16 protein-coding genes and 1 rRNA gene are annotated in these 19,786 nt (G+C 62.7%); 7 read left to right on the top strand and 10 right to left on the bottom strand.

Going from position 1 to position 19,786, the window contains the following annotated elements; translation table 11 throughout:
- Window positions 1-75 precede the first annotated feature (75 nt).
- The 4 genes from AC1DD7_RS22695 to AC1DD7_RS22710 are packed head-to-tail and all read left to right on the top strand — an operon-like array spanning window position 76 to window position 4,426.
- Window positions 76-1,077 carry an ABC transporter permease gene (locus AC1DD7_RS22695; protein WP_477516665.1) on the top strand — a complete coding sequence of 334 codons (1,002 nt, stop codon included), beginning with the start codon at window positions 76-78 and terminating at the stop codon, window positions 1,075-1,077.
- Window positions 1,074-2,129, top strand: coding sequence for an ABC transporter ATP-binding protein (locus tag AC1DD7_RS22700; RefSeq protein ID WP_477516666.1), 1,056 nt, complete (start codon window positions 1,074-1,076; stop codon window positions 2,127-2,129). The genes AC1DD7_RS22695 and AC1DD7_RS22700 overlap by 4 nt, the downstream gene beginning before the upstream one ends.
- A gap of 8 nt (window positions 2,130-2,137) precedes the next feature.
- Window positions 2,138-3,160, top strand: a complete 1,023-nt coding sequence (locus AC1DD7_RS22705) for an ABC transporter ATP-binding protein (RefSeq protein ID WP_477516667.1) — start codon at window positions 2,138-2,140, stop codon at window positions 3,158-3,160.
- 36 nt (window positions 3,161-3,196) lie between these two features.
- Complete coding sequence (locus AC1DD7_RS22710; RefSeq protein WP_477516668.1) at window positions 3,197-4,426, top strand: amidohydrolase family protein; 1,230 nt, start codon at window positions 3,197-3,199, stop codon at window positions 4,424-4,426.
- A gap of 84 nt (window positions 4,427-4,510) precedes the next feature.
- On the opposite strand, the gene AC1DD7_RS22715 is transcribed toward AC1DD7_RS22710, so the two are convergent.
- From AC1DD7_RS22715 to AC1DD7_RS22745, 7 genes are all read right to left on the bottom strand, one after another.
- Window positions 4,511-4,999, bottom strand: coding sequence for a pyridoxamine 5'-phosphate oxidase family protein (locus AC1DD7_RS22715; RefSeq protein WP_477516669.1), 489 nt, complete (start codon window positions 4,997-4,999; stop codon window positions 4,511-4,513).
- Window positions 5,000-5,058: 59 nt separating this feature from the next.
- The gene (locus AC1DD7_RS22720; RefSeq protein ID WP_477516670.1) at window positions 5,059-6,393 is read right to left on the bottom strand and encodes an MFS transporter; all 1,335 of its coding nucleotides are present in this window, start codon (window positions 6,391-6,393) and stop codon (window positions 5,059-5,061) included.
- 280 nt (window positions 6,394-6,673) lie between these two features.
- Window positions 6,674-8,134 carry an FAD-binding oxidoreductase gene (locus AC1DD7_RS22725; RefSeq protein WP_477516671.1) on the bottom strand — a complete coding sequence of 487 codons (1,461 nt, stop codon included), beginning with the start codon at window positions 8,132-8,134 and terminating at the stop codon, window positions 6,674-6,676.
- Window positions 8,135-8,226: 92 nt separating this feature from the next.
- Window positions 8,227-10,182 carry a glycoside hydrolase family 13 protein gene (locus AC1DD7_RS22730; RefSeq protein WP_477516672.1) on the bottom strand — a complete coding sequence of 652 codons (1,956 nt, stop codon included), beginning with the start codon at window positions 10,180-10,182 and terminating at the stop codon, window positions 8,227-8,229.
- A gap of 2 nt (window positions 10,183-10,184) precedes the next feature.
- The gene (locus tag AC1DD7_RS22735) at window positions 10,185-11,123 is read right to left on the bottom strand and encodes a sugar ABC transporter permease (protein WP_477516673.1); all 939 of its coding nucleotides are present in this window, start codon (window positions 11,121-11,123) and stop codon (window positions 10,185-10,187) included.
- Window positions 11,123-12,766, bottom strand: a complete 1,644-nt coding sequence (locus AC1DD7_RS22740) for an ABC transporter permease subunit (protein WP_477516674.1) — start codon at window positions 12,764-12,766, stop codon at window positions 11,123-11,125. Before AC1DD7_RS22740 ends, AC1DD7_RS22735 begins: the two co-directional genes overlap by 1 nt.
- Before the next feature lie 155 nt (window positions 12,767-12,921).
- A complete protein-coding gene (locus AC1DD7_RS22745; RefSeq protein ID WP_431118447.1) occupies window positions 12,922-14,220 on the bottom strand; it encodes a sugar ABC transporter substrate-binding protein in 1,299 nt (432 codons plus the stop codon).
- A 209-nt stretch (window positions 14,221-14,429) separates the two neighbouring features.
- On the opposite strand from AC1DD7_RS22745, the gene AC1DD7_RS22750 reads away from it, so the two are divergent.
- Together AC1DD7_RS22750 and AC1DD7_RS22755 are read left to right on the top strand one after the other, a co-directional pair.
- Window positions 14,430-16,187 carry a glycoside hydrolase family 13 protein gene (locus AC1DD7_RS22750; RefSeq protein WP_477516675.1) on the top strand — a complete coding sequence of 586 codons (1,758 nt, stop codon included), beginning with the start codon at window positions 14,430-14,432 and terminating at the stop codon, window positions 16,185-16,187.
- A 20-nt stretch (window positions 16,188-16,207) separates the two neighbouring features.
- On the top strand, window positions 16,208-17,230 hold the full coding sequence (locus AC1DD7_RS22755) for a LacI family DNA-binding transcriptional regulator (RefSeq protein ID WP_477516676.1): 1,023 nt from the start codon (window positions 16,208-16,210) through the stop codon (window positions 17,228-17,230).
- A gap of 25 nt (window positions 17,231-17,255) precedes the next feature.
- Here the strand turns inward: AC1DD7_RS22755 and AC1DD7_RS22760 are convergent, their stop codons facing one another.
- Together AC1DD7_RS22760 and AC1DD7_RS22765 are read right to left on the bottom strand one after the other, a co-directional pair.
- Window positions 17,256-17,837: a GNAT family N-acetyltransferase gene (locus AC1DD7_RS22760; protein ID WP_477516677.1), complete on the bottom strand. Its 582-nt coding sequence runs from the start codon at window positions 17,835-17,837 to the stop codon at window positions 17,256-17,258.
- On the bottom strand, window positions 17,773-18,300 hold the full coding sequence (locus AC1DD7_RS22765) for an SRPBCC domain-containing protein (protein WP_477516678.1): 528 nt from the start codon (window positions 18,298-18,300) through the stop codon (window positions 17,773-17,775). The genes AC1DD7_RS22760 and AC1DD7_RS22765 overlap by 65 nt, the downstream gene beginning before the upstream one ends.
- 220 nt (window positions 18,301-18,520) lie before the next feature.
- Between AC1DD7_RS22765 and AC1DD7_RS22770 the strand changes: the two genes are divergently transcribed.
- Complete coding sequence (locus AC1DD7_RS22770) at window positions 18,521-19,570, top strand: patatin-like phospholipase family protein (protein WP_477516679.1); 1,050 nt, start codon at window positions 18,521-18,523, stop codon at window positions 19,568-19,570.
- 131 nt (window positions 19,571-19,701) lie between these two features.
- Here AC1DD7_RS22770 and rrf read toward each other — a convergent pair.
- Window positions 19,702-19,786 (bottom strand): 5S ribosomal RNA (gene rrf, locus AC1DD7_RS22775); the annotation flags it as partial.

Raw genomic sequence — 19,786 nt, forward strand, 5'->3', positions numbered from 1 at the left:
TTCGTCAACTAATCGGGCATAGTCCAGAAGGAGAAGCGGGCCGCCTGCTACAGCAGGCGGCCCGCAACCACCACCATGATGACTTTCATTCTTCGCAGGACCGGATCGTTGGTCCTGCTGCTGGCTGCAGTCAGTTTCATCACTTTCACGCTCTTCCAGCTTGGCCCCTCGGACCCCGCGGCTGCCGCCTGCGGACAGGAATGCACTCCCGAACGCGTGGCCGAGGCCCGCGTTGCCCTGGGCATGGACCAGCCCTTCTTTGTCCAGTACATCGACTACATGCGTGGCCTTTTCTCGCCCCGGATGATTGGTGCACCAGGAGCCCAGACGCTCTGCGAGTGGCCATGCTTGGGCAAGTCTTTCCAGACCAATGAGAGCGTTGCGGACATCATTGCCCGCTCGCTCCCCTACACGTTCTCCATGGCCATTGGGGCGCTCATCCTGTGGACCATCACCGGCGTCGGTCTGGGCCTTCTCGCCGCGCTGCGCAAGGGCTCGCCGGTGGACAAGTTCATCGTCGGCGCGACCTCGGTGGGCGTATCGCTGCCCATTCCGGTTACGGGCCTGTTCCTGCTGCTTCTGTTCGTCAATCAGCTGCACCTTCTGCCCTTCACCACCAATGAGATCAACAGTCCCTTTGGTCCACAGGGGCCGGGCGCGTGGGTGGCGAACTACCTGCTGCCATGGATTGCGTTGGCCGTCCTGTTCAGCGCCTCCTACATCCGTGTCACCCGGACCAACATGATCGAGACATTCGGCGAGGACTTCATCCGCACTGCCCGCGCCAAGGGCCTGGCACCACGGACCGTAACGTTCAAGCACGGCATCCGCGCCGGGATCACACCTGTTGTCACCATGCTTGGCATGGACATCGGCTTGCTCCTGGGCGGTGCCGTCCTCACCGAGCAGATCTTCTCCGTCCCCGGCCTGGGCTTCACCGCCGTGCACGCCGCTATCTCGGGTGACCTGCCCGTCACCATGGCCATCACCATGCTGGCCGCGTTCTTCGTCATCGTCGCCAATGTTGTGGTGGACCTCGCCTATGCCGCCATCGATCCCCGAGTGAGGCTCCAATGACCCACACACCACTCACCCAACCGCTCTCCCGACGGGCTCCGGAACCGGGGGTAAAGGCCTTCCTGGACGTCCGCAACCTCTCCGTGAAGTTCCCCACGGACGACGGCCTGGTCTCTGCCGTCAACGGGATGGACTTCACCCTGGAGCGAGGCCAGACCCTTGGCATCGTCGGCGAATCCGGCTCAGGAAAGTCCGTCACCAGCCAAGCCCTCATGGGGCTCCTTAAGGGCACCTCCGCCCACGTCACCGGCCAGGCAATGTTTCAGGGCAAGGATCTGGTCACCCTCCCGGAATCTGCAATGCGCCAACTGCGCGGCCGCAACATCGGCATGATCTTCCAGGATCCACTCTCGGCGCTGCACCCGTTCTACACTGTTGGGCACCAGATCGCGGAGGCTTATCTGGTCCACAACAAGGCGAGCAAAAAGCAGGCCCGGGCGGCCGCCGTCGACATGCTGGGAAGGGTGGGTATCCCCAGTCCCGAGCAGCGTTTCGATGAGTACCCGCACCATTTCTCCGGCGGCATGCGCCAAAGGGCCATGATCGCCATGGCCCTGATCTGTGAACCGGAGCTGCTGATCGCTGACGAACCCACCACCGCGTTGGACGTGACCGTGCAGGCCCAGATCCTGGATCTCATGTCAGAGCTCCAGGAGGAAACCAACTCTGCGCTCATCCTCATCACGCACGACCTCGGCGTCGTGGCCGAAGTCTGCGACGACGTCCTGGTGATGTACGGCGGCCAGTGCGTCGAATCGGGTCCCGTGGATGAGATCTTCTACGACACCCAGCACCCCTACACCTTGGGCCTGCTCAATTCGATGCCCACCCTGAACGGCTCCGCGAGCCAGCTGAACCCCATACCCGGCCAGCCGCCGTCGCTCCTTGACCTGCCCAAGGGGTGCATCTTCAGCGCGCGGTGCCAGTACGCCGAACTGGTGGGCGACGGCCTCTGCGCCAAGCAGCGGCCTGAGCTGACGATGGACGACGGACATGGCAAGCGCTGCCATCTGAGCGGGCCGCAGATCATCACCATCCGGAATTCGCGTTAGGACCCGCCATGGAACATCAACCAATTCTCCAGGTGGAGAACCTCCAGAAGCACTTTCCGCTGAAGGGCGGCCTCCTGCCAGGGGCTCCCAAGCGGTCGGTCAAAGCGGTCGACGGCGTCTCCTTCAGTCTCGCTCGAGGCCAGACTTTGGGACTCGTGGGTGAGTCCGGTTGCGGCAAGTCGACCACCGGGCGCATGCTGGCACGGCTCATGGACCCGACCGGCGGCCGGATCGTGGTGGATGGCGTCGACATCAGCCAGCTTCGCGGGCGGGACCTTTACAACTTCCGGCGCAAGGTCCAGATGATCTTCCAGGACCCGTTCGCTTCCCTGAACCCGAGGCAGACAGTGGGTACAGCCATTGCAGCTCCCATGGTGGCGCAGAAGATCAATCCGCAGGGCGGCCTGAAGAACCGGGTCAAGGAACTCCTTGACCAAGTGGGGCTCAAACCTGAGCACTACAACCGGTTCCCGCATGAGTTCTCCGGTGGGCAGCGGCAACGCGTCGGAATTGCCCGGGCCATATCCCTTAACCCATCGGTGATTGTTTGCGACGAGCCTGTATCTGCCTTGGACGTCTCCGTTCAAGCCCAAGTGGTGAACCTGCTGCAGCAGATCCAGCGCGACAGCGGAGTGTCGTACATCTTCATTGCCCACGACCTCTCCGTGGTCCGGCACATTTCCCATGAAGTTGCCGTGATGTACCTGGGCAAGATCGTGGAACAAGGACCCCGGGATGAGCTCTTCCGGAACCCTTTGCACCCGTACACCAAGGCCTTGCTCTCCGCAGTGCCCCTGCCGGATCCCCGCGCAGCCCGCGAGCAAGTGAAGATCCGGCTCCGGGGAGACCTCCCATCACCGGCCAATCCGCCCAGCGGTTGCGTCTTCCGGACCCGATGCCCGCTGATCGGCACTCTTCCCGAGGAACAGCGCCAACGCTGCATCGACCAGATTCCCACGCCCGCCCAGCCCGCTGCGCCCGCCTGCCACCACACCGGTATGGCAGCAACGGTCCTGGCAGGCGTGCAATAGATGCAGGCAATAGTTTCACTAGCAAAGGAGCAACCATTGAATACCCTGATCCGCGCCGTCCGCCCCTGGGGGCAAGCGCTCAGCGACGTCACGCTTGTTTCGGGCGAAGCAGGCGGCAAGATCACCGCCGTCGAACCCCATGATCCTGCCCGCGTCGTTCCCGATGGTGTGACCGTTGTGGAAGGCCGCGGACGCTTACTGCTGCCGTCGTTCTCCGATGTCCACGTGCATTTGGATTCCACCCGGATCGGCCTGCCGTTCCGGGAGCACACAGGTGGTCCCGGGGTGTGGACCATGATGATGAACGACCGTCAAAACTGGCGTAACGCGGAGGTCCCGCTTCAGGACCGCGTCAACGACACCCTCGGCCGGATGATCGCCCGCGGTACAACGCGGGTTCGTTCGTATGCTCAGGTGGATGTGGACTGCCGGCTGGAGCGTTTCGAAGCAGTTGCCGCTGCCAAGGAGAAGTTCGCCGGTCAGGCTTCCGTGGATATCATCGCGTTCCCGCAGGCAGGCCTGCTCCTTGAAGAGGGGACGGTGGAGCTCATGGAGGAGGCCCTGAAGGCCGGGGCTAACGTCATGGGCGGGATTGATCCCTGCAGCTTGGACCGGGATCCGGCGAAGCACCTGGACACCGTGTTCGGCCTGGCGGAGAAGTACCAGGTGCCAATCGACATCCACCTGCACGAGCCCGGTGAGCTGGGCGTCTTCAGCACCGACCTCGTCCTGGAGCGCACGCGGGCGCTCGGTATGCAGGGCAAGGTCACTATGTCCCATGCCTACCAACTGGGCAGCGTGAACGAGGCCACTACGCGCAGGCTCATTGATGCCTTCGCGGAACTTGACGTGTCCATGGCTTCCGTCGCCCCGGCTGCAGCAGGCCAACTGCCCATCCCGCTCCTCACCGAGGCCGGGGTGCGTTTGGGATTGGGCGAGGACGGCCAGCGCGACTACTGGTCCCCCTACGGCAACACGGACATGCTGGACCGCACCTGGCAGCTCGCATTCACCCATGGCTTCCGCAAGGACGAGTTGATCGAGCACTGCCTGGCGATCGCCACCATCGGTGGGGCGAGCATCCTTGACCCCAGCGCTACGCGGCTGAAGGACACCGCCCACCGTCCCGGCGTCGACGTCGGAGATCCGGCCGAACTGCTGCTGGTGGACGGCGAGACTGTAGCTTCCACGGTGATGGACCGGGGCAAGGACCGTACCGTTATCCACGCCGGCAAGGTGGTGGCAGACCAGCTGGAACTGCTCTAGCTGCTACGAAACCCGCTCTCGTTCGCTCTCCTGGCCGTACAACGGTCTGAGTGGCGGACAAGAGCGGGTTTCGGCGTTAAGGGTTTACTCGCCCCTGGCAGTGGGCGCGTCGTCCAGCGGCGTCCACCAGGTCACAGGAGGCGTTACCTTGAAGCGACGCCCGGACACGTCCGATGGAACAATGCGGATGAACTGGTCCTTTTGCCCCGCTTCCCAAGGAAACAGGAGGAGGCCGATGGTATCCAGCACGTCCTGCGTCAGCTTCACGGCGGATGCTTGCCCTTTGACCACCACGCTCCAGGCCACTCCGGTTTCCGCATCGACACCGTCAGCCTCGATCGCAACAGGAGCGTCACCAAGGGCTGCATGAAGCTTGGTGCCCTCCCCCGTGCGGAACACCACGGTCCCGTGGTCCACTTTGTAATTGACCGGGAAGATGTCCGGGTGATTGTCCACCCACACGGCAAGCCGGCCCACGGAAACTCCACGGAGGAGTTCCCAGCATTCGTTGGTCTCCAGGACTTCAGTGGCGGGAGTGTTCGGGGTGTTGTCGCCAGACGTTGAGTTGGTCATATCGCAGAGGATACGCCGGAGCATAGCCCGCCGACAGTGGCTGAACACCGTCTAACGCACTATTCACCCCCGCGTGCGAGGGTGAATAGTCCGTTGGGGGATGAATTACGGCTCATCGGCTCGACATTGACCACGGGGCCACGGATCGCCAGGAAGCCTGCAGCAGCCAGAATCAGCGCTTCGGCCGCGAGCGCCCAAAACGTCACTTCCCAGCCTCCGGTCCAGGTATGGAGTAGTCCGGCCACCAGTGGACCGAGCGAGGCAAGGGCGAATCCCAGTCCTTGGCTCATGGCCGAGAGCTTTCCCGCTGTCTGCGGACCGAACGAACGGATCACCACCAACGCCATGGCGAGGCCAAACCCTGCACTCTGGACGACTCCCAGGATGCCCACCATGACGAACTGCAGACCCGCTGGCGCTGCGAGGACGCCCAAAAGTGCGAGCGCCACTGCTATTCCGAGGCCGGGTGCCATGATCCGCAGGATGGCAGGACGACCGGCCAGCACAGGAGCCAGCAGGCTTGCGGGGAGCCCGGCAAGGCTGAACCAGGCCAGCAACGCAGCGGCGTGCGCCGATGGGAGCCCCTTGGAGACGAGGTAAACAGCCAGCCATGACGTGATCGCGAAGTAGAGCATGGCCTGCAATCCAAAGAACGCCGTCACAGCCCAGGCTGTGCGCTGCTTGCGCAGCGGCGTGACTTCCGCCGGGTTGACGGGCACCGGCATAACAGAGGACAACGGCGGGTCCTGCGTCAGCGACGAAACCGCGTCTGCGGCTGCCCCGGCTTCACGCGCGGAAGCCTCTGCCGCCGTCGACCGTCCTCCGGAGCGATGGATGAGGCACGCTCCCAACAGCGCCGGGACTGCCCACACCGCCAGCGCCCAGGCGAGGCTTCCACCGAAGGCCTGGGCAAGAGGCTGGACCAAACCTGCGCCGAGCGCTGCTCCGAGCCCAAAGCCCATGGTGCAAAGTCCGGTCCACCAACCGGAGCCGTGGTTCGCTTTGACGATCTGGGGAACCAGTACACTGGCCGTCATGATTGCCATGCCGGCAAGGAACGTGCCGGGCAGCAGGAACGCGGGTACAAGGACCCTGACGATCAACGCGGCAGCGAGTACCAACAGTGCAAGCGCCACGGCGGGCCCCGTTCCAGAGCGCCGGGCAAGCCAAGGCCCGATCGGCCCGGAAACCCCGAAGGCCAGCACGGGCAACGTACCCAAAACGGGTAGCAGAACCGGATCCAGGTGAAACGTCCCCGGGACCTGGTTCATAACACCGGCAACGGTGGTGATGGCAGGCCGAAGATTGACGGAAACCAACACCAAAGCAACCAGCACCACCCCCGCGGCCAACCCCGAACGCAGCCCACCCAGCCCCAAACGCTTCCCGCGCACGCAATTCTCCTCATAACAACTTTGGTATACCAAATAAGAGTACGAGGATGGAGCGGCAAAGTAAACACGCAGAAAAAGGAAACGGAACGTGACCGCAGGGGCTATCTGGAATACCATCCAGTGGGCGCGCTCCGGAGACGAACAGAGGGTGCGCCCGAGGAGGACGCGCAAAGGGCCGCAGTGCCGAAACGCGGCAGCGCGCGTCTAAGGGAGGTACGACCGAGCGCGCAGAGCGTTTCGGCACTGCGGCCCGCCCCAGCGGACACGCAACCAGCGACCCCTAGATAGCCTTCCCCGGATTCAGAATCCCCGCAGGATCGAACAACTCCTTGATCCGCCGCTGCAATTCCCGCACGGGCTCAGGTTGCTCGAGTCCCAGCCATCGGAGCTTGTACTGCCCCACGCCGTGCTCGCCGGTAATCGTGCCGCCCATTTCGAGGCCGACCCGGATCGATTCATCCAGGGCAGCGTTGAGGCGTACCAGGGCGTCGGCGTCCGTGGCGGGGTCTACCCGGTCCATCCAGAAGGTGGGGTGGAGGTTTCCGTCTCCGGCGTGGGCCACCACTTTGAGGCGGACTTGGAAGCGGTCAGCCATGGCTTCGAGTTCGGCCACGAAGTCCACCAGCCGGGAGCGTGGAACAGCGATGTCCTCTCCTACCCTGAATTCGTCGTCCATTTCCACGCCGCGGCTGTTGCGGCGTAGTTCGACGAGCATTTCGGCTTCTTCGCTGGCTTCTGTGGTGACGGTGGCGCCGCCTTCGGCGAGTACCTGACGGACGACGTCGGCCTCGGCGGCTGCTCCAAATCCGTCTGTTTGGATCAACAGCAGGGATTTGCCGCGGGCTTGCAGGTCTGAGCCGTTCATCTCATCGAGCTGTATGAGTGTTCCGTTGTCCAGGAGCTCCATGATGGCTGGCTGGACCCGGGCTTTGCCTACTGCCAGGACCCCTGCGGCGGCACTGCGGAAGTCCTGGTAGAACGCGGCGATGGTGTGGACTTCGCGTGGAAGGTACTTCAGGCGGACCGTCACCCCCACGACGATTCCGAGTGTTCCTTCGGAGCCCACCAGCAGCGCAGTGAGGTCGTATCCGGCAACGCCTTTGAAGGTTTGGTGCCCAGTGTGGAGCAGTGAACCGTCGGCCAGCACAACGTCCAGCGCAAGCACGGAATCCCGTGTCACACCGTACTTTGCACAGCGCAGTCCCCCGGCGTTTGTGGCTACGTTGCCACCGATGGTGGACATCTTGTAGCTGGCTGGATCGGGCGCATACATGAGCCCGTGTTCGGCGGCTGCGGCATTCAGTTCGGCGTTGATGACGCCAGGTTCGACGACGGCGGTCTCGTCATCGGGGTTGAGGTCCAGGATGCGGTTCATTCGTTCCAGGCTGAGCACGATGCAGCCTTGGGTGGCGTGCGCGCCTCCCGAGACACCCGTTCCGGCACCACGCGCGACGATTGGCACCTGGTAGGCAGCACAACTGCGAACGATGTTTTGGACGTCTTCCACGGATTCGGCCCAGACGACGGCGAGCGGCAAGTGCCGTTCCAGCAATGGCCCTTGATCTACGGAATAGACAGTGCGGGTGGCTTCATCTTCTGCGATCTGTCCGGGTCGCAGTCCGTCGGTCAGGCTCTGCAAAAACGCGTTCTGCGTTTCACTGTGGCTCGCGTCCATTTGCTGGTCAGCTTCCTGGCGGCCGGCTGTGCGGCCTTTGATGCTTTCCTCTGTTGTTCCGGCCATAGCCGTTTCGTCCGACAAGGTGGTCCCTTCACACATGAGCTCCGCGGACACGCCAAATCGGCAGTCTTCGCAGAGTTTTCAGTGCTCCCAGTCTAGTCAGCGCCGCCCACCACCGTGGGAACGCAGGTTCCGGGCAGGGACCAGATACCAGCTGAAATTCCGTCTGCCCACAGCAGTACTTCGCCGTCAATCCCCCGGCTCGTCGAGATGTTCCCAAAGCTGTGCAGTGGCGCCGCGGAGAGCGATTCGAGTTGCAGCGTGGAAAGGACTGCGTAATCCACTGAGACCCGGGCAGAGTCGCGGGCTGCCATGACCAGGACTGCGGAATCAGCGATCTCACGCACGAATACCAGGGCGTCCCCTTCGGCGTGGATCCAGCGGACCCCGCCTTCGGTTAGGGCGGGCAGCTCACTTCTGAGCCGCCCCAGCGCTGAGTAGAAGGAATGCAGATCCTTGACAGGGTGGCGGCGGGATTTTCCCTCCTGCCAGCCCCACGGCATGGGCGTCCTGGAGTCCTCGCCATTGAACCCTTCAAGGCCGAACTCGTCTCCCGCGAACAAGACAGGAACGCCCGGAAGGGTGAAGGTGAGCACAGCGCCAACCTCTTGGCCGCCGTCGATCATTACCGTCGCTGCACGTGCGGTGTCATGCGTGTTGAGCGCATTCATCGTGTTATTTCGCACACCCCAGCTAAATCCGGCAGCGAGGTCCTGATGCGTGGCCAGGAAGTCTTCGGCCTCGATCTTGTTGGGCCCAGCCTGGGGCGAGCCGAAAAAGTTTACGTGCGGTGCATCCCCCGCAAGCCAGGACCACAAGGGTCGGGTGAGGTTGGAGTAGGTCATGGCACCGTGCCAGTGCTCACCCGTGAAGTCCGGCGCGGCATCGGACGTGGACTCGGCCAACAAAGCTGCATCCGGGTTGATCTCACGGACCCGCCCGGCGATGAGCCGCGCAACCTTGTGATTCAGGTCCACGGAGCCAAGGCGTCCGGTCATATTGCCGACGTCTATCCTCCAGCCGTCCAGGTTGAAGGGCGGCTTGAGCCAGCGGGCAACCACTGAATCGTCGTCCGTCACGAAACGCCGCCGGAGGGCGTCCGAAGACCAATTAAGCTTCGGCAGCGACGGCACACCCCACCACGACTGATACGTCGAATGGTCCTCGCTGAAGTAGTAGTAGCCCGCTTCTTCTGAGCCGGGATCGGCGAGCGCCTTCACGAACCAGTCGTGTCCGTCGCCAGTGTGATTGGCGGTGAGGTCGCCCATGACACGAATGCCCCGGGAATGCGCCGCCTCCACCAGCTCCACCAGCGCTTGGTTCCCGCCAAGGAGGGGGTCCACGGAGTCGAACGTGGAGGCATCGTAGCGGTGGTTGGAACGGGCCGGGAAGAACGGCGTCAGGTAGAGAACATCGATGCCCAGTTCCTGGAGATGGTCCAGCTTCCCCGTGATTCCAGGCAGGTCACCACCATAGAACTGGATGGGCGTTTCCTGCCCGGTAGCCACCACTGGCTCGTCCCACGAGCTGCCCACAGCCCAGTCCGGGAGGGGGTGCGCATCGGCGTGGGCGGAGCGGGCGAAGCGGTCCGGAAACACCTGGTACATGGTGGCCTCATGCAGCCACTGCGGTGCCGGGGCAAAGGTGGTGAGGCGGAAGTCCGCTGAATCAGCAACGTCCCTGTTGAAAAGCCCTTGGGCATTGAGGTTCCAGTAGTGCCGCCCACTTGCGCTGCTGGTGGGAGTACCGGACGTGGTTCCCACACGGCTGTTTGCCTCGATTTCCAGCAGGAAGCGGTATTTGGCCACAGGATTGGCCACGAGCATCGCCGCTTCCCACCACTCCCAGCCATCGATGCTGCCGAGCCGGATCGCGGAGTCGTACCGCGGCTCGCCGTCCTGCACGGAACGGACCCAAACGCGGGACGCCGGGCCCCACCCCTGCGGAACCCGCAGACGGAGCCGAACAACATCGCCCAGGGAAATCCGTCCGGGAGCAGGACCCGAAACATAAAGAGCGGATCCGTCGTGATGTGGAACGGCAAGTGTCATGGTCATCCTTTCACTGAGCCGGCCGTAAGGCCGCTGACGATGTACTTCTGCAGGAAGAGGAACAGCGCCATGACCGGAACAGCAGCGATGACGGCGCCCGCGGCGAAGACGCCCCAATTCTCCGAACGCTGCTGAGCCACGTAGGAATAGAGCCCGACGGCGAGTGTCTGGCTATCAGGATCAGTCAGGACAACGCTCGCGATCACGAATTCACTGGAGATACCGATGAACGCCAGCAGCCCTACAACCGCCAGGATGGGAGTGACCAGGCGCAGGATGATGCCGAAGAAGATCTGGACGTGGCTGGCGCCATCGATCTTTGCAGCTTCGTCCAGGGACTGCGGGACCGTGTTGAAGAAGCCGTACATGAGGTACGTGTTCACGCCCAGCGCCCCGCCGAGGTACACCATGATGAGCCCCAGCTGGCTGCCAAGGCCCAGGGCCGGGATCACCTGCGAGATTCCGCTGAGGAGGAGGAAGATCGCGACGACGGCCAGCAGTTGCGGGAACATCTGCAGCAGGAGCAGGGTCAACAGTCCCACCCGCCGGCCCTTGAAGCGCATGCGGGAGAACGCGTACGCGGCCATCGCCCCCAGGAAGACTGTGGCGGCGGAGGTCACCAGGCCCACTACCAGGGTATTGAGGAACCAGCGGCCGAAGGGACGGCTCGGATCATTGAAGAGCGCAGTGAAATTGCCGGTATCGAACCTGGAGAACAGCCCGTTGGAGCCTACCAAGGTGCCGTTGGAGTCCAGTGCTGCCGACAAAACATAGAGCAGCGGGAACACGGCGAAGATGGTGGTGACTATGCCGACGGCGTGCCGCCAGCCTTTGTCTTTGAACCAAACCCCGAAGGGACGCCGCTTTGGCACCAACGGTGCGGGACCGCCGTCGTGCGCCTGTTCGATGGTGGGGAGGGTGCGTACCTGTGCCTCACTCATTAGTTCACGTCCTCGAGTGCTTTGGTCTGCTTGAAGCTGATGGCCGAAATCGTGGCCACGATGATGAAGATGATGATGGCGAGCGCGCTGGCCAGTCCGTAGTCGCGCCCTGTGCCTTGGCCGAACGCCACCTTGTAGACCAGCGTGATCAGGATGTCCGTGGCTCCGATATCGCGATCGGTGTCTGCAAAGCGCGGCCCGCCACCGGTCAACATGTAGATGACATTGAAGTTATTGAAGTTGAACGCAAAGGAGGAGATCAGCAGGGGCGCCACGGAGACCAGCAGCAGCGGCAGTTTGATGGAGCGGAACACTCGCCATGGGGACGCTCCGTCCATGCGGGCAGCCTCATCAATTTCTGTTGGCAAGGATTGGAGTGCCCCCGTGCAAACGAGGAACATGTACGGGAATCCGAGCCACACATTGACCACCAGCACGCTGATCTTGGCCAGGACAGGGTCCGTGAGCCAGCCAATGTTCGCCCCGCCCAGCAGGGTCTGGTTGAGCCAGCCGAACTCGGGGTTGAGGATGCCGGACCACACCAATCCGGACAGGAATGCCGGGAAAGCGTAGGGCAAAATCATCAGGATCCGGTAGACCTTTTTGCCGCGGAGATCTTCGCGGTTGAAGGTGATGGCCAGGAAAAGCCCCATGGCGAACGTCAAGGCAACGGACGCTACGGAGAAGGTGAACGTCCAAAGGATCACGCCCAGCAGCGGACCGCGGAGGCTCGGATCGGTGAAGGCCCGGGCGAAGTTCTCCATGCCAATGTCGATCTTCCAGCCGGTGGCCAACGTCTCTCCGTTGGCGTCCCCGAAGGCGCCCTTGCCATTGTCGCGGTAGGCCGTTCCGGTCTCGCTGTCAGTGAAGGTATCGGTGGCGGCGTCGTAGCTCAGCGCTGGCTTGAACTGGTACGCGGTGCTGCCATCCGCGGTGCGCAGGGTTCCATCAGCGGGGTTCTCTGAGACGGGAACGGTGATCTTCAGGATTTCCTGCTGGTTGGCCACGATCTCCTGGAACTTCAGTGTTTCGTAGCCAGGCAAGGAGTTGGCCTTGCCGGTGGAATCCTTTCCCGCCCCGGAGACCTCAGTGAGTGGCTCCTCGGTGCTGCCTATCTGAGCTTTGCCGGAGGGGTCAGTAAACAACAGGTAGAACGTATCGCCCTTCGTCAGCACTGCTGCCTTGTATGCGGGCGAATCCGGGACGCGCTTCTGGGCGGTCAGTTGGATGGCTGCGATGGCGTCTTCCTTGGTGCTGTTGTGCCCATCGCCGTAATTGGTGAAGGCGATGTAACCGCTGAAGAACACCACCAGGACCTGGAACACCAGCAGGAACAGCACACCCGGAGCCAGATACTTCGCCGGAAGCCCGCCCTTGCGCAAATAGATCCAGTTAATGGCCAGGACCACCAGTGACGACACAGCCAGCGCGGCCCACGATTGGCTCAGGAACAGCATCATCAACACGTAGACGGCAAAGGCATCCACCAGGCCCAACAGGACGATCTTGAGGATGGTGCCCTTGATGGAGTCGGGGCCCCGGTGGCCGTTATTTGCGTTCCGGTGGGCAGCAGCGCGAGGTGGCTGCACCGGCGTCGTACTGGTTGTCCTGGCTGGCAGTTCGTGGACATCTGGCTTTGGCATTTTGGATCCTTGGAGTAAAGCAGGTTGCGGCTGGCACGGGCCGGACGGTTTGGCTCCCGGGCCTGACGAGGCCCCGGCCTGACGGCGGGCCCGGGGCCGGACGGCGTGAGTACCGTCCGGCCCCGGGCAAACCGGTGGAATCACCGGTTGCGGCGTCAGCCGCCGATCTTGGACTTGATGCTCGCGGCCATCTTGGTCCACGCTTCAGCGGGATCGCCCTGGCCCTTGATGATGGCCAGTTCCGTGGCGCCCCAGTCAGCCCAGACGGCGCTCATTTCGGGGATGGCCGGCATGGGCACGCCCGTGGCGCCGATCTTCCCGAAGGCCTCCACTACGGGATCGCTGGCTGCCTTCTCAAAGGATGCCTTGAGTGCCGGCGGGCGCCCGCCCGCCGCGTACATGGAGTCCTGGGCGGACTCGGAGGTGAGGTAGTTGGTGACGAATTCATTGGTGGCCAGGGCGTTGGCGCTCTTGGCGCTGATGAAGAAGCCGTTGACGCCGATGAAGGGCTGGGCAGCTTCGCCACCGGCCGTGGGCAGCTCGTCAACTGCGAACTTGATGCCCTTCTTCTGAACGTCCGGCACGTTCCATGGGCCCGTCAGGAAGTACGGGGATTCTCCGGCAAGGAACTTCTCCTTGGCGATGTCGCCCGTGATGTTGGAGTTGATGATTTTCTCGCCGGCGTCGCCCCAGGCGGCCAGCTTCTTGGCGAATTCGACGCCGGCAGCGTCACCGATGAGCAGCTGCTTGGGATCGTAACCACCGTCGGCGTTCTTACCGAAAACCTGCGAACCCATGGATGACTGCAGCGGGTACAGGTGGTACGGATCACCCTGCTTGGGATCCATGCCCACCAGGAACGGGAACGTGGCTTTACCCTCTGCAACGGCCTTCTTACCGTTGGCCACTACCTCATCCAGGGTGCTCGCCTTGCTGTCCACGATGCTGGTGTTGCGCAGGAGGGCAATGTTTTCAATGGCATACGGGACGCCGTAGACGGCTCCGTTGTAGGTCATGGCCTTGATCGAGGAATCCTGGAACTGGCTGGCTTTGTCGCCCAGTTCCACCGGTGCGATCACACCGTTTTGAACAAACTTTCCAATCCAGTCGTGCGGTCCAACGATCAGGTCGGGGCCTTGGCCGGTAGGGACCTGGGTGATGAAGTCATCGCGGACGGCAGCGAAGTCCTTAACTACGAGCTTGACTTCGATGCCGGTGTCCGACTTGAACTTTTCGGTGATGTCCTTCAACGCCGGCGATCGTTCGGCGTCCACCCACATGGTGATGGTGCCGGCGCCGGCTGCCTTGAGGTCCTGCTTTGCGGCTTCCGAGCTGGGAGCGGTGGAGGCACTGCCGCCACAGGCGCTCAGGGCCAGGGCGGCGACCACGGAGATCGCGCCGGTAGCGAAAACGCGGCGGGTGGTCTGAGTCGCGAGGGTGTTGTGCACCTTCATTGGTGTCCCTTTCGTTTTTCTGCTTCGACGGCGGGGCTCTTGGGGCCCAGAGGCAACGTCGGTGATGTGGCTCACAACTGCAAGCGCTTCCAAACACTACATGCCGAAATGACGATTGGTAAACCCCGATACTCCGAAGCATTGTCATCGAAGGGTCATTTTGACTGAAAGCGTTTCCAATTGGATGCGTGGTCTTCTACGATGTGTTCATGTCTGTTGATTCATTGCTCCCAGTTGAGGCGTCCGCGCCCTCTGCAGCTTTCAGTACATTGACGCCCGTCCACGAGGCCTCCGCGGCTCACGCATGGTGGCGCTCCGCAGTCATTTACCAGATTTATCCGCGGTCCTTCCGGGACCTTAACGGCGATGGAATCGGCGACCTCGCGGGTATCACCCACGAACTCGCCCAACTCGCCGAACTGGGCGTGGATGCCGTTTGGCTCTCGCCGTTCTACCGCTCACCGCAGCGGGACGCAGGTTATGACGTCAGCGACTATTGCGATGTCGATCCGCTGTTTGGAAGCCTCGCGGACTTCGACGCCCTGATCTACGAAGCCAACCGCCTGCACCTGCGGGTCATTGCAGATCTTGTTCCCAACCACTGCTCCGACCAACACGCCGCCTTCCAAGCGGCACTCGCGGCTCCGGCCAACAGCCGCGAGCGGGACATGTTCATCTTCCGGGACGGCCAAGGACCTGACGGAAACGAACCTCCCAACAACTGGCAGTCCCATTTTGGTGGCCCCGCCTGGACCCGAATCGTGGAACCAAATGGCCAGCCCGGACAGTGGTACCTGCACCTCTTTGATTCTTCTCAGCCGGATTTCAACTGGGACAACGATGCCGTGCACGCCGAGTTCGAGCGGGTCCTCCGCTTCTGGCTGGACCGCGGAATCTCCGGTTTCCGGGTTGACGTGGCCCACGCACTGGTCAAGGCAGCAGGCCTGCCAAACTGGGGTGGACGCCCGGATGGCAACAGCTCAGACGGCTTCCCCGGCCATGAGGCCCCTATGTTCGGCCAGCCCGCCTTGCACGATATCTACCGGCGCTGGCGCTCCATCCTGGAGGAATACGGCCCCGACCGGATCCTCTGCGCCGAAGCAAATGTGGATCCCCTTCCCCGGCTGGCACAGTGGGTCCGGCCGGACGAGATGCACCAAGCCTTCAATTTCCCGTACCTGCACGCCGGCCTGGACGTGAACCGCCTTCGCCACATCATCACCGATTCCCTGGTCTCCCTGGACGCTGTCGGCGCACCGAGCACGTGGGTGCTGTCCAACCACGACGTCGTCCGTCACGCCACCCGATTCGGTTACGAGGGACCCGGTCCCCGCGACGGCGACGGTATCGGCGCGGACGACGTACAGCCCAATGAAGAACTCGGACGACGGCGGGCTGCCGCGGCCACCATGTTCATGCTTGGCCTCCCCGGTGGTGCCTACCTGTACCAAGGGGAAGAGCTTGGGCTGCCTGACTCCACAAGCATTCCCGGGAGCATGCGTCAGGACCCCACCTTTGCCCGGACCGGCGGAGAAAGGATAGGCCGCGACGGCTGCCGGGTGCCGTTGCCATGGCGTTCCTCGGAGTTGCATGCCGGTTTCGGCGACGGCCAGGATCCTTGGCTGCCGCAACCAGAGTCCTGGGCGGCATTGGCGAGGGACAAGCAGCAGGAGGATCCGGCGTCGCACCTTAGTCTTTACCGGGAAATCCTTGCCCAACGCGCCGAACGTCGGTTGGGCCAGGGTTCCCTGGCATGGGTGGAGGACTACTGCACCGACTCCTCGCTTGCCTACCTCAACGGCGACACCCTGGTGATCATCAACGTGGGTAACCAGCCCCTGCCGCTTCCCGACGGCAAGGTGATCCTTCGCAGTTCGGCGGCAGGCGGCGCCCATCCCATGGGCTCCGATCTGCAGGGCACCGATCTACTAAGCTCGGGGGAGAGCATCTGGCTCACAACCAGCTAACTTTCCCACCGAGGAGCAGCATGACCGGCATCAAGGACGTAGCCGAGCGATCGGGACTCTCCGTTGCCACGGTTTCACGCGCGCTCAGTGGCAAAGGCAACGTCTCCCCCGCCAGTCGGGAACGGGCGCGTGCAGCTGCAGCTGAGCTTGGCTTCGTGCTCTCCTATCACGCCTCGAGCCTGGCCTCCGGCCGTACGCACAACGTTGGCCTGGTGGTGCCCTCGGTCCACCGCTGGTTCTATTCAGCGGTGATCGAGGGTGCCTCCGCTGCGCTCCTGAGTGCGGGATACGACCTCACCCTCTACAACATCGGGGAAGATCCACAACACCGGCACAGCGTGTTCAACGACTTTCTGCTGCGCAAGCGCGTGGACGCGGTCATCGCGGTCTCCTTGGAGCTCAGCGAAGACGAGATGCAGCAGCTTCTCGCCGTGCACCGGCCGATCGTTGGAATCGGCGGCCCCCTTCCGGGAGCCTCCACCATCCGGATCGATGATTCCGCGATCGCACAGCAAGCCACCAACCACCTCATCGGCCTGGGTCACACCAAGATCGCCCACATGACCGGCGAAGAAGCATACGAACAGGACTTCCAGCTTCCCGGGACACGGCGCGGTGGTTTCGAGAAAGCAATGAACGACGCCGACTGCCAGGTTCGGCCCGAGTGGATCGTTTCCGCTGACTTCACCATCGAAGGCGCTTACGCCGCTGCCCGACAATTGCTGGGGGGCGCACCAGAGCGACCAACAGCGGTGTTTGCTGCGTCCGACGAGATGGCCATCGGCACCATTCTTGCGGCGCGTGACTTCGGCCTGCGGATTCCAGAGGACCTCTCGGTCATCGGCATCGACGGGCACGACCTCGGGAAGGTCTTGGGCCTCACCACCATCGACCAGGACGCGAAGGGACAAGGAGCACTGGCCGTGCGCACCCTGCTGGGCGCCATCAACAATGGCCTGGTCCTTGAACCCGCCGATACTGAACACCCTACAAAGCTGGTGGTTCGTTCGAGCACGGCTGTGCCCAGGAACGACGCCGCCTAGGCTGGGCTGCTTCTTAAGCCAGAGGCTACTGCTTCAGGATCTTTTCCATGACCAGTTCCTGCTTGGACGTGTCCTGGGGATATGGCCGGCTGTCCCCTGTGGTGTTGAAACCGTGCCGCCGGTAGAAAGCCAACGCCCTCGTATTGTCCTCGTGGACGCCCAACTCCAGGAGCTTGGCACCCAGGTCCATCCGGGCAGCCTCGCAAGCCTGCTGGAGGAGTTCATCCGCCAGCCCCAAACCTCGATGTTCGGGAGCAACGTAGACACTAATCAGCATCGCTTGAAGTGGCCTCTGCGGGTCTTGAGGATGCTTCAGGACAACCCTCATCAGCCCACAGAACGGGCTTCCCTCCACGCCACCGTCAGCCACCAATGTCACGCTGGAATCGCCGGCCATAGCGGCAGTCCGTTCCTGCCATTGCGCATCCGTTTGCCGCCGCGCCGCCTCCAGGCTTTCGACATAAGCCATGGGCGTGTCCGTTAACATTTCCAGCCGGAGTTTCCTCAGGAGACACCAATCTTCAGCACGAAGTCGCCTGACCCTAGGCAACGGTCCCGCCCATGAACCGTACATAGCGTTCCAGGACGCGAGGCCAACCTTCCGCATACGATGCCCGGCTGGCAGCAGGATCCTCTGCACCTTCCCAACCGTCGTGAACCAACCGCACCTCGGTGCCACCCTCCACCGCCCGGAACGAGACCCTCAATTCTGTGGACCAGAGGGGCGTGCTCGCCGGATACCAGCTTGCATGGAAGGACAACGGCGGCTGCCAGTCATCGATGGTTCCCCAGACCGAAGTGCGTCCGTCCTCGGCCGTCTCCAGGATCAGGTTCTCCTCGAACTCCACGTGCGATCCCGCGCCGAACACACTCTCCTCTTCGAGTGGCCACCACAAATGAGGATGGTCCGTAAAACCCAAAAAGGCATGTGAAACGCTGGTTGGCACCACCACTGTCAGCACCAGGGGTTCAAGTTCATTGGTGTCCTGTGACGATGGCGCGGGCTCCGGCTCGGGATGACTGAAAATACTGTCCATGACCACCAACTGTACCGGTGCGGAAATGCGCATTTCCCCCGGCAACCATGTCCATCCCGAGTTGCTGGAGGATGACTTGGTTGCGCAGCCCGTTGGCGCGGTGTTAGAGTCCCGTTGATCGTGATCTATCAACAGGAGGTGAGACCCATGAACGCAGTATCCGCAATGGGTGCTCCCCCGCAGTACACGATCTCGCGACTGATCTAGTCGCCAGCGGGAGCGCCACAGAGGCAATTCGCGAAAGGCGACTCCCATGAACACAACACCTTTTTCAACCCTGCCCGTCACACCGACGACCACTTCCGCGCAGCCACGGTCCTCCCAGGATCAGCCGCAAGAAAATCCCGCCACGATTCCTGGGCATCTAACCGGACGGGCGCTGGTGCTTGGTGGCGGTGGATCAACAGGCAATGCCTGGCTGATCGGCGTCATCGCCGGAATGTTCGATGCCGGCATGGATGTGACCACCGCCGACTTAACGGTCGGCACCTCGGCTGGCTCCACGGCGGCGGCACAGATAGCTGGCGCGAGTCCTTCAGAACTATATGCAGCTACCCTTGCCGCACCACCCCAGCCGGAACGACAGCGGCCGCGGCAAGCCACTCAGACCGAGCCCAGTCCGACGCAGTCCAATGCAACGCAGTCCAACCCAGCACTATCCGGTCCAGCGCGGCAAGTGGTGGACCATTTGGAAAGAACACAAAAAATCATTGAGGCCTCTGCGGATCCTGCCGATATGCGTCGCCAGATGGGCGCGGCAGCGCTCGAGTTGCCTGCTACCGCGGACGAATCAAGGCAAAGACAGTGGCGTGAAACGGTCGCCTCCCGGCTGCCAAGTTTGCAGTGGCCGCAACGAACAGTACTCATCACAGCGGTGGATGCACGGACCGGTCAGCCCGTCGTCTTTGACCGTCACAGCGGGGTCGAGATGGTGGATGCTGTAGCCGCCAGTTGCGCCAGTGGGTTTGCCTACAGCATCGGTGACGGTCGATACATTGACGGCGGATACCGATCCAACGCCGAAAATGCCGACCTGGCAACCGGATACGCACGCGTCCTGGTGCTGTCACCATTTGGGGGCAGAACACGGACTCCGCTGGCGTGGGGCCTGCACCTGGCAACACAGGTCGACGAATTACGTGCCGGCGGCAGCAGGGTAGAAACGGTCTTCCCGGACAGCAGCGCCGAGCACATGTTCGGCGCCAATGCGATGGATGTCTCCATGCGTCCGGCGGCTGCCCGGGCCGGTTACGAACAAGGCCGGGCCCTCGCGAAGCAACTCGCGGGGTTCTGGAAAGGCTAAACCGGGGTTAAATGGGGGAAGCCCCGGCCGTGGTGGTCGGGGCTTGGTTGGTTCTGGTGTGGCTGGCTGTCTCGTTAATGTGGGAGACCCCCCGTCCCTGGTGTGGGTTGGGGGGTCTCGACCTAATGTGTGTCCGGCGGTGTCCTACTCTCCCACACCCTCCCGGGTGCAGTACCATCGGCGCTGTGGGTCTTAGCTTCCGGGTTCGGAATGGGA

Source organism: Paenarthrobacter sp. 10L412, assembly GCF_056395565.1.

What these genes read in the sequence shown, in the direction of transcription:
- AC1DD7_RS22740 (WP_477516674.1), bottom strand. Translation starts at nt 12,766, where the DNA reads ATGCCAAAGCCAGATGTCCACGAACTGCCAGCCAGGACAACCAGTACG.
- AC1DD7_RS22735 (WP_477516673.1), bottom strand. Translation starts at nt 11,123, where the DNA reads ATGAGTGAGGCACAGGTACGCACCCTCCCCACCATCGAACAGGCGCAC.
- AC1DD7_RS22730 (WP_477516672.1), bottom strand. Translation starts at nt 10,182, where the DNA reads ATGACACTTGCCGTTCCACATCACGACGGATCCGCTCTTTATGTTTCG.
- AC1DD7_RS22725 (WP_477516671.1), bottom strand. Translation starts at nt 8,134, where the DNA reads ATGGCCGGAACAACAGAGGAAAGCATCAAAGGCCGCACAGCCGGCCGC.
- AC1DD7_RS22770 (WP_477516679.1), top strand. Translation starts at nt 18,521, where the DNA reads ATGAACACAACACCTTTTTCAACCCTGCCCGTCACACCGACGACCACT.
- AC1DD7_RS22745 (WP_431118447.1), bottom strand. Translation starts at nt 14,220, where the DNA reads ATGAAGGTGCACAACACCCTCGCGACTCAGACCACCCGCCGCGTTTTC.
- AC1DD7_RS22715 (WP_477516669.1), bottom strand. Translation starts at nt 4,999, where the DNA reads ATGACCAACTCAACGTCTGGCGACAACACCCCGAACACTCCCGCCACT.
- AC1DD7_RS22695 (WP_477516665.1), top strand. Translation starts at nt 76, where the DNA reads ATGATGACTTTCATTCTTCGCAGGACCGGATCGTTGGTCCTGCTGCTG.
- AC1DD7_RS22705 (WP_477516667.1), top strand. Translation starts at nt 2,138, where the DNA reads ATGGAACATCAACCAATTCTCCAGGTGGAGAACCTCCAGAAGCACTTT.
- AC1DD7_RS22765 (WP_477516678.1), bottom strand. Translation starts at nt 18,300, where the DNA reads ATGCGCATTTCCGCACCGGTACAGTTGGTGGTCATGGACAGTATTTTC.
- AC1DD7_RS22755 (WP_477516676.1), top strand. Translation starts at nt 16,208, where the DNA reads ATGACCGGCATCAAGGACGTAGCCGAGCGATCGGGACTCTCCGTTGCC.
- AC1DD7_RS22700 (WP_477516666.1), top strand. Translation starts at nt 1,074, where the DNA reads ATGACCCACACACCACTCACCCAACCGCTCTCCCGACGGGCTCCGGAA.
- AC1DD7_RS22760 (WP_477516677.1), bottom strand. Translation starts at nt 17,837, where the DNA reads ATGCGGAAGGTTGGCCTCGCGTCCTGGAACGCTATGTACGGTTCATGG.
- AC1DD7_RS22750 (WP_477516675.1), top strand. Translation starts at nt 14,430, where the DNA reads ATGTCTGTTGATTCATTGCTCCCAGTTGAGGCGTCCGCGCCCTCTGCA.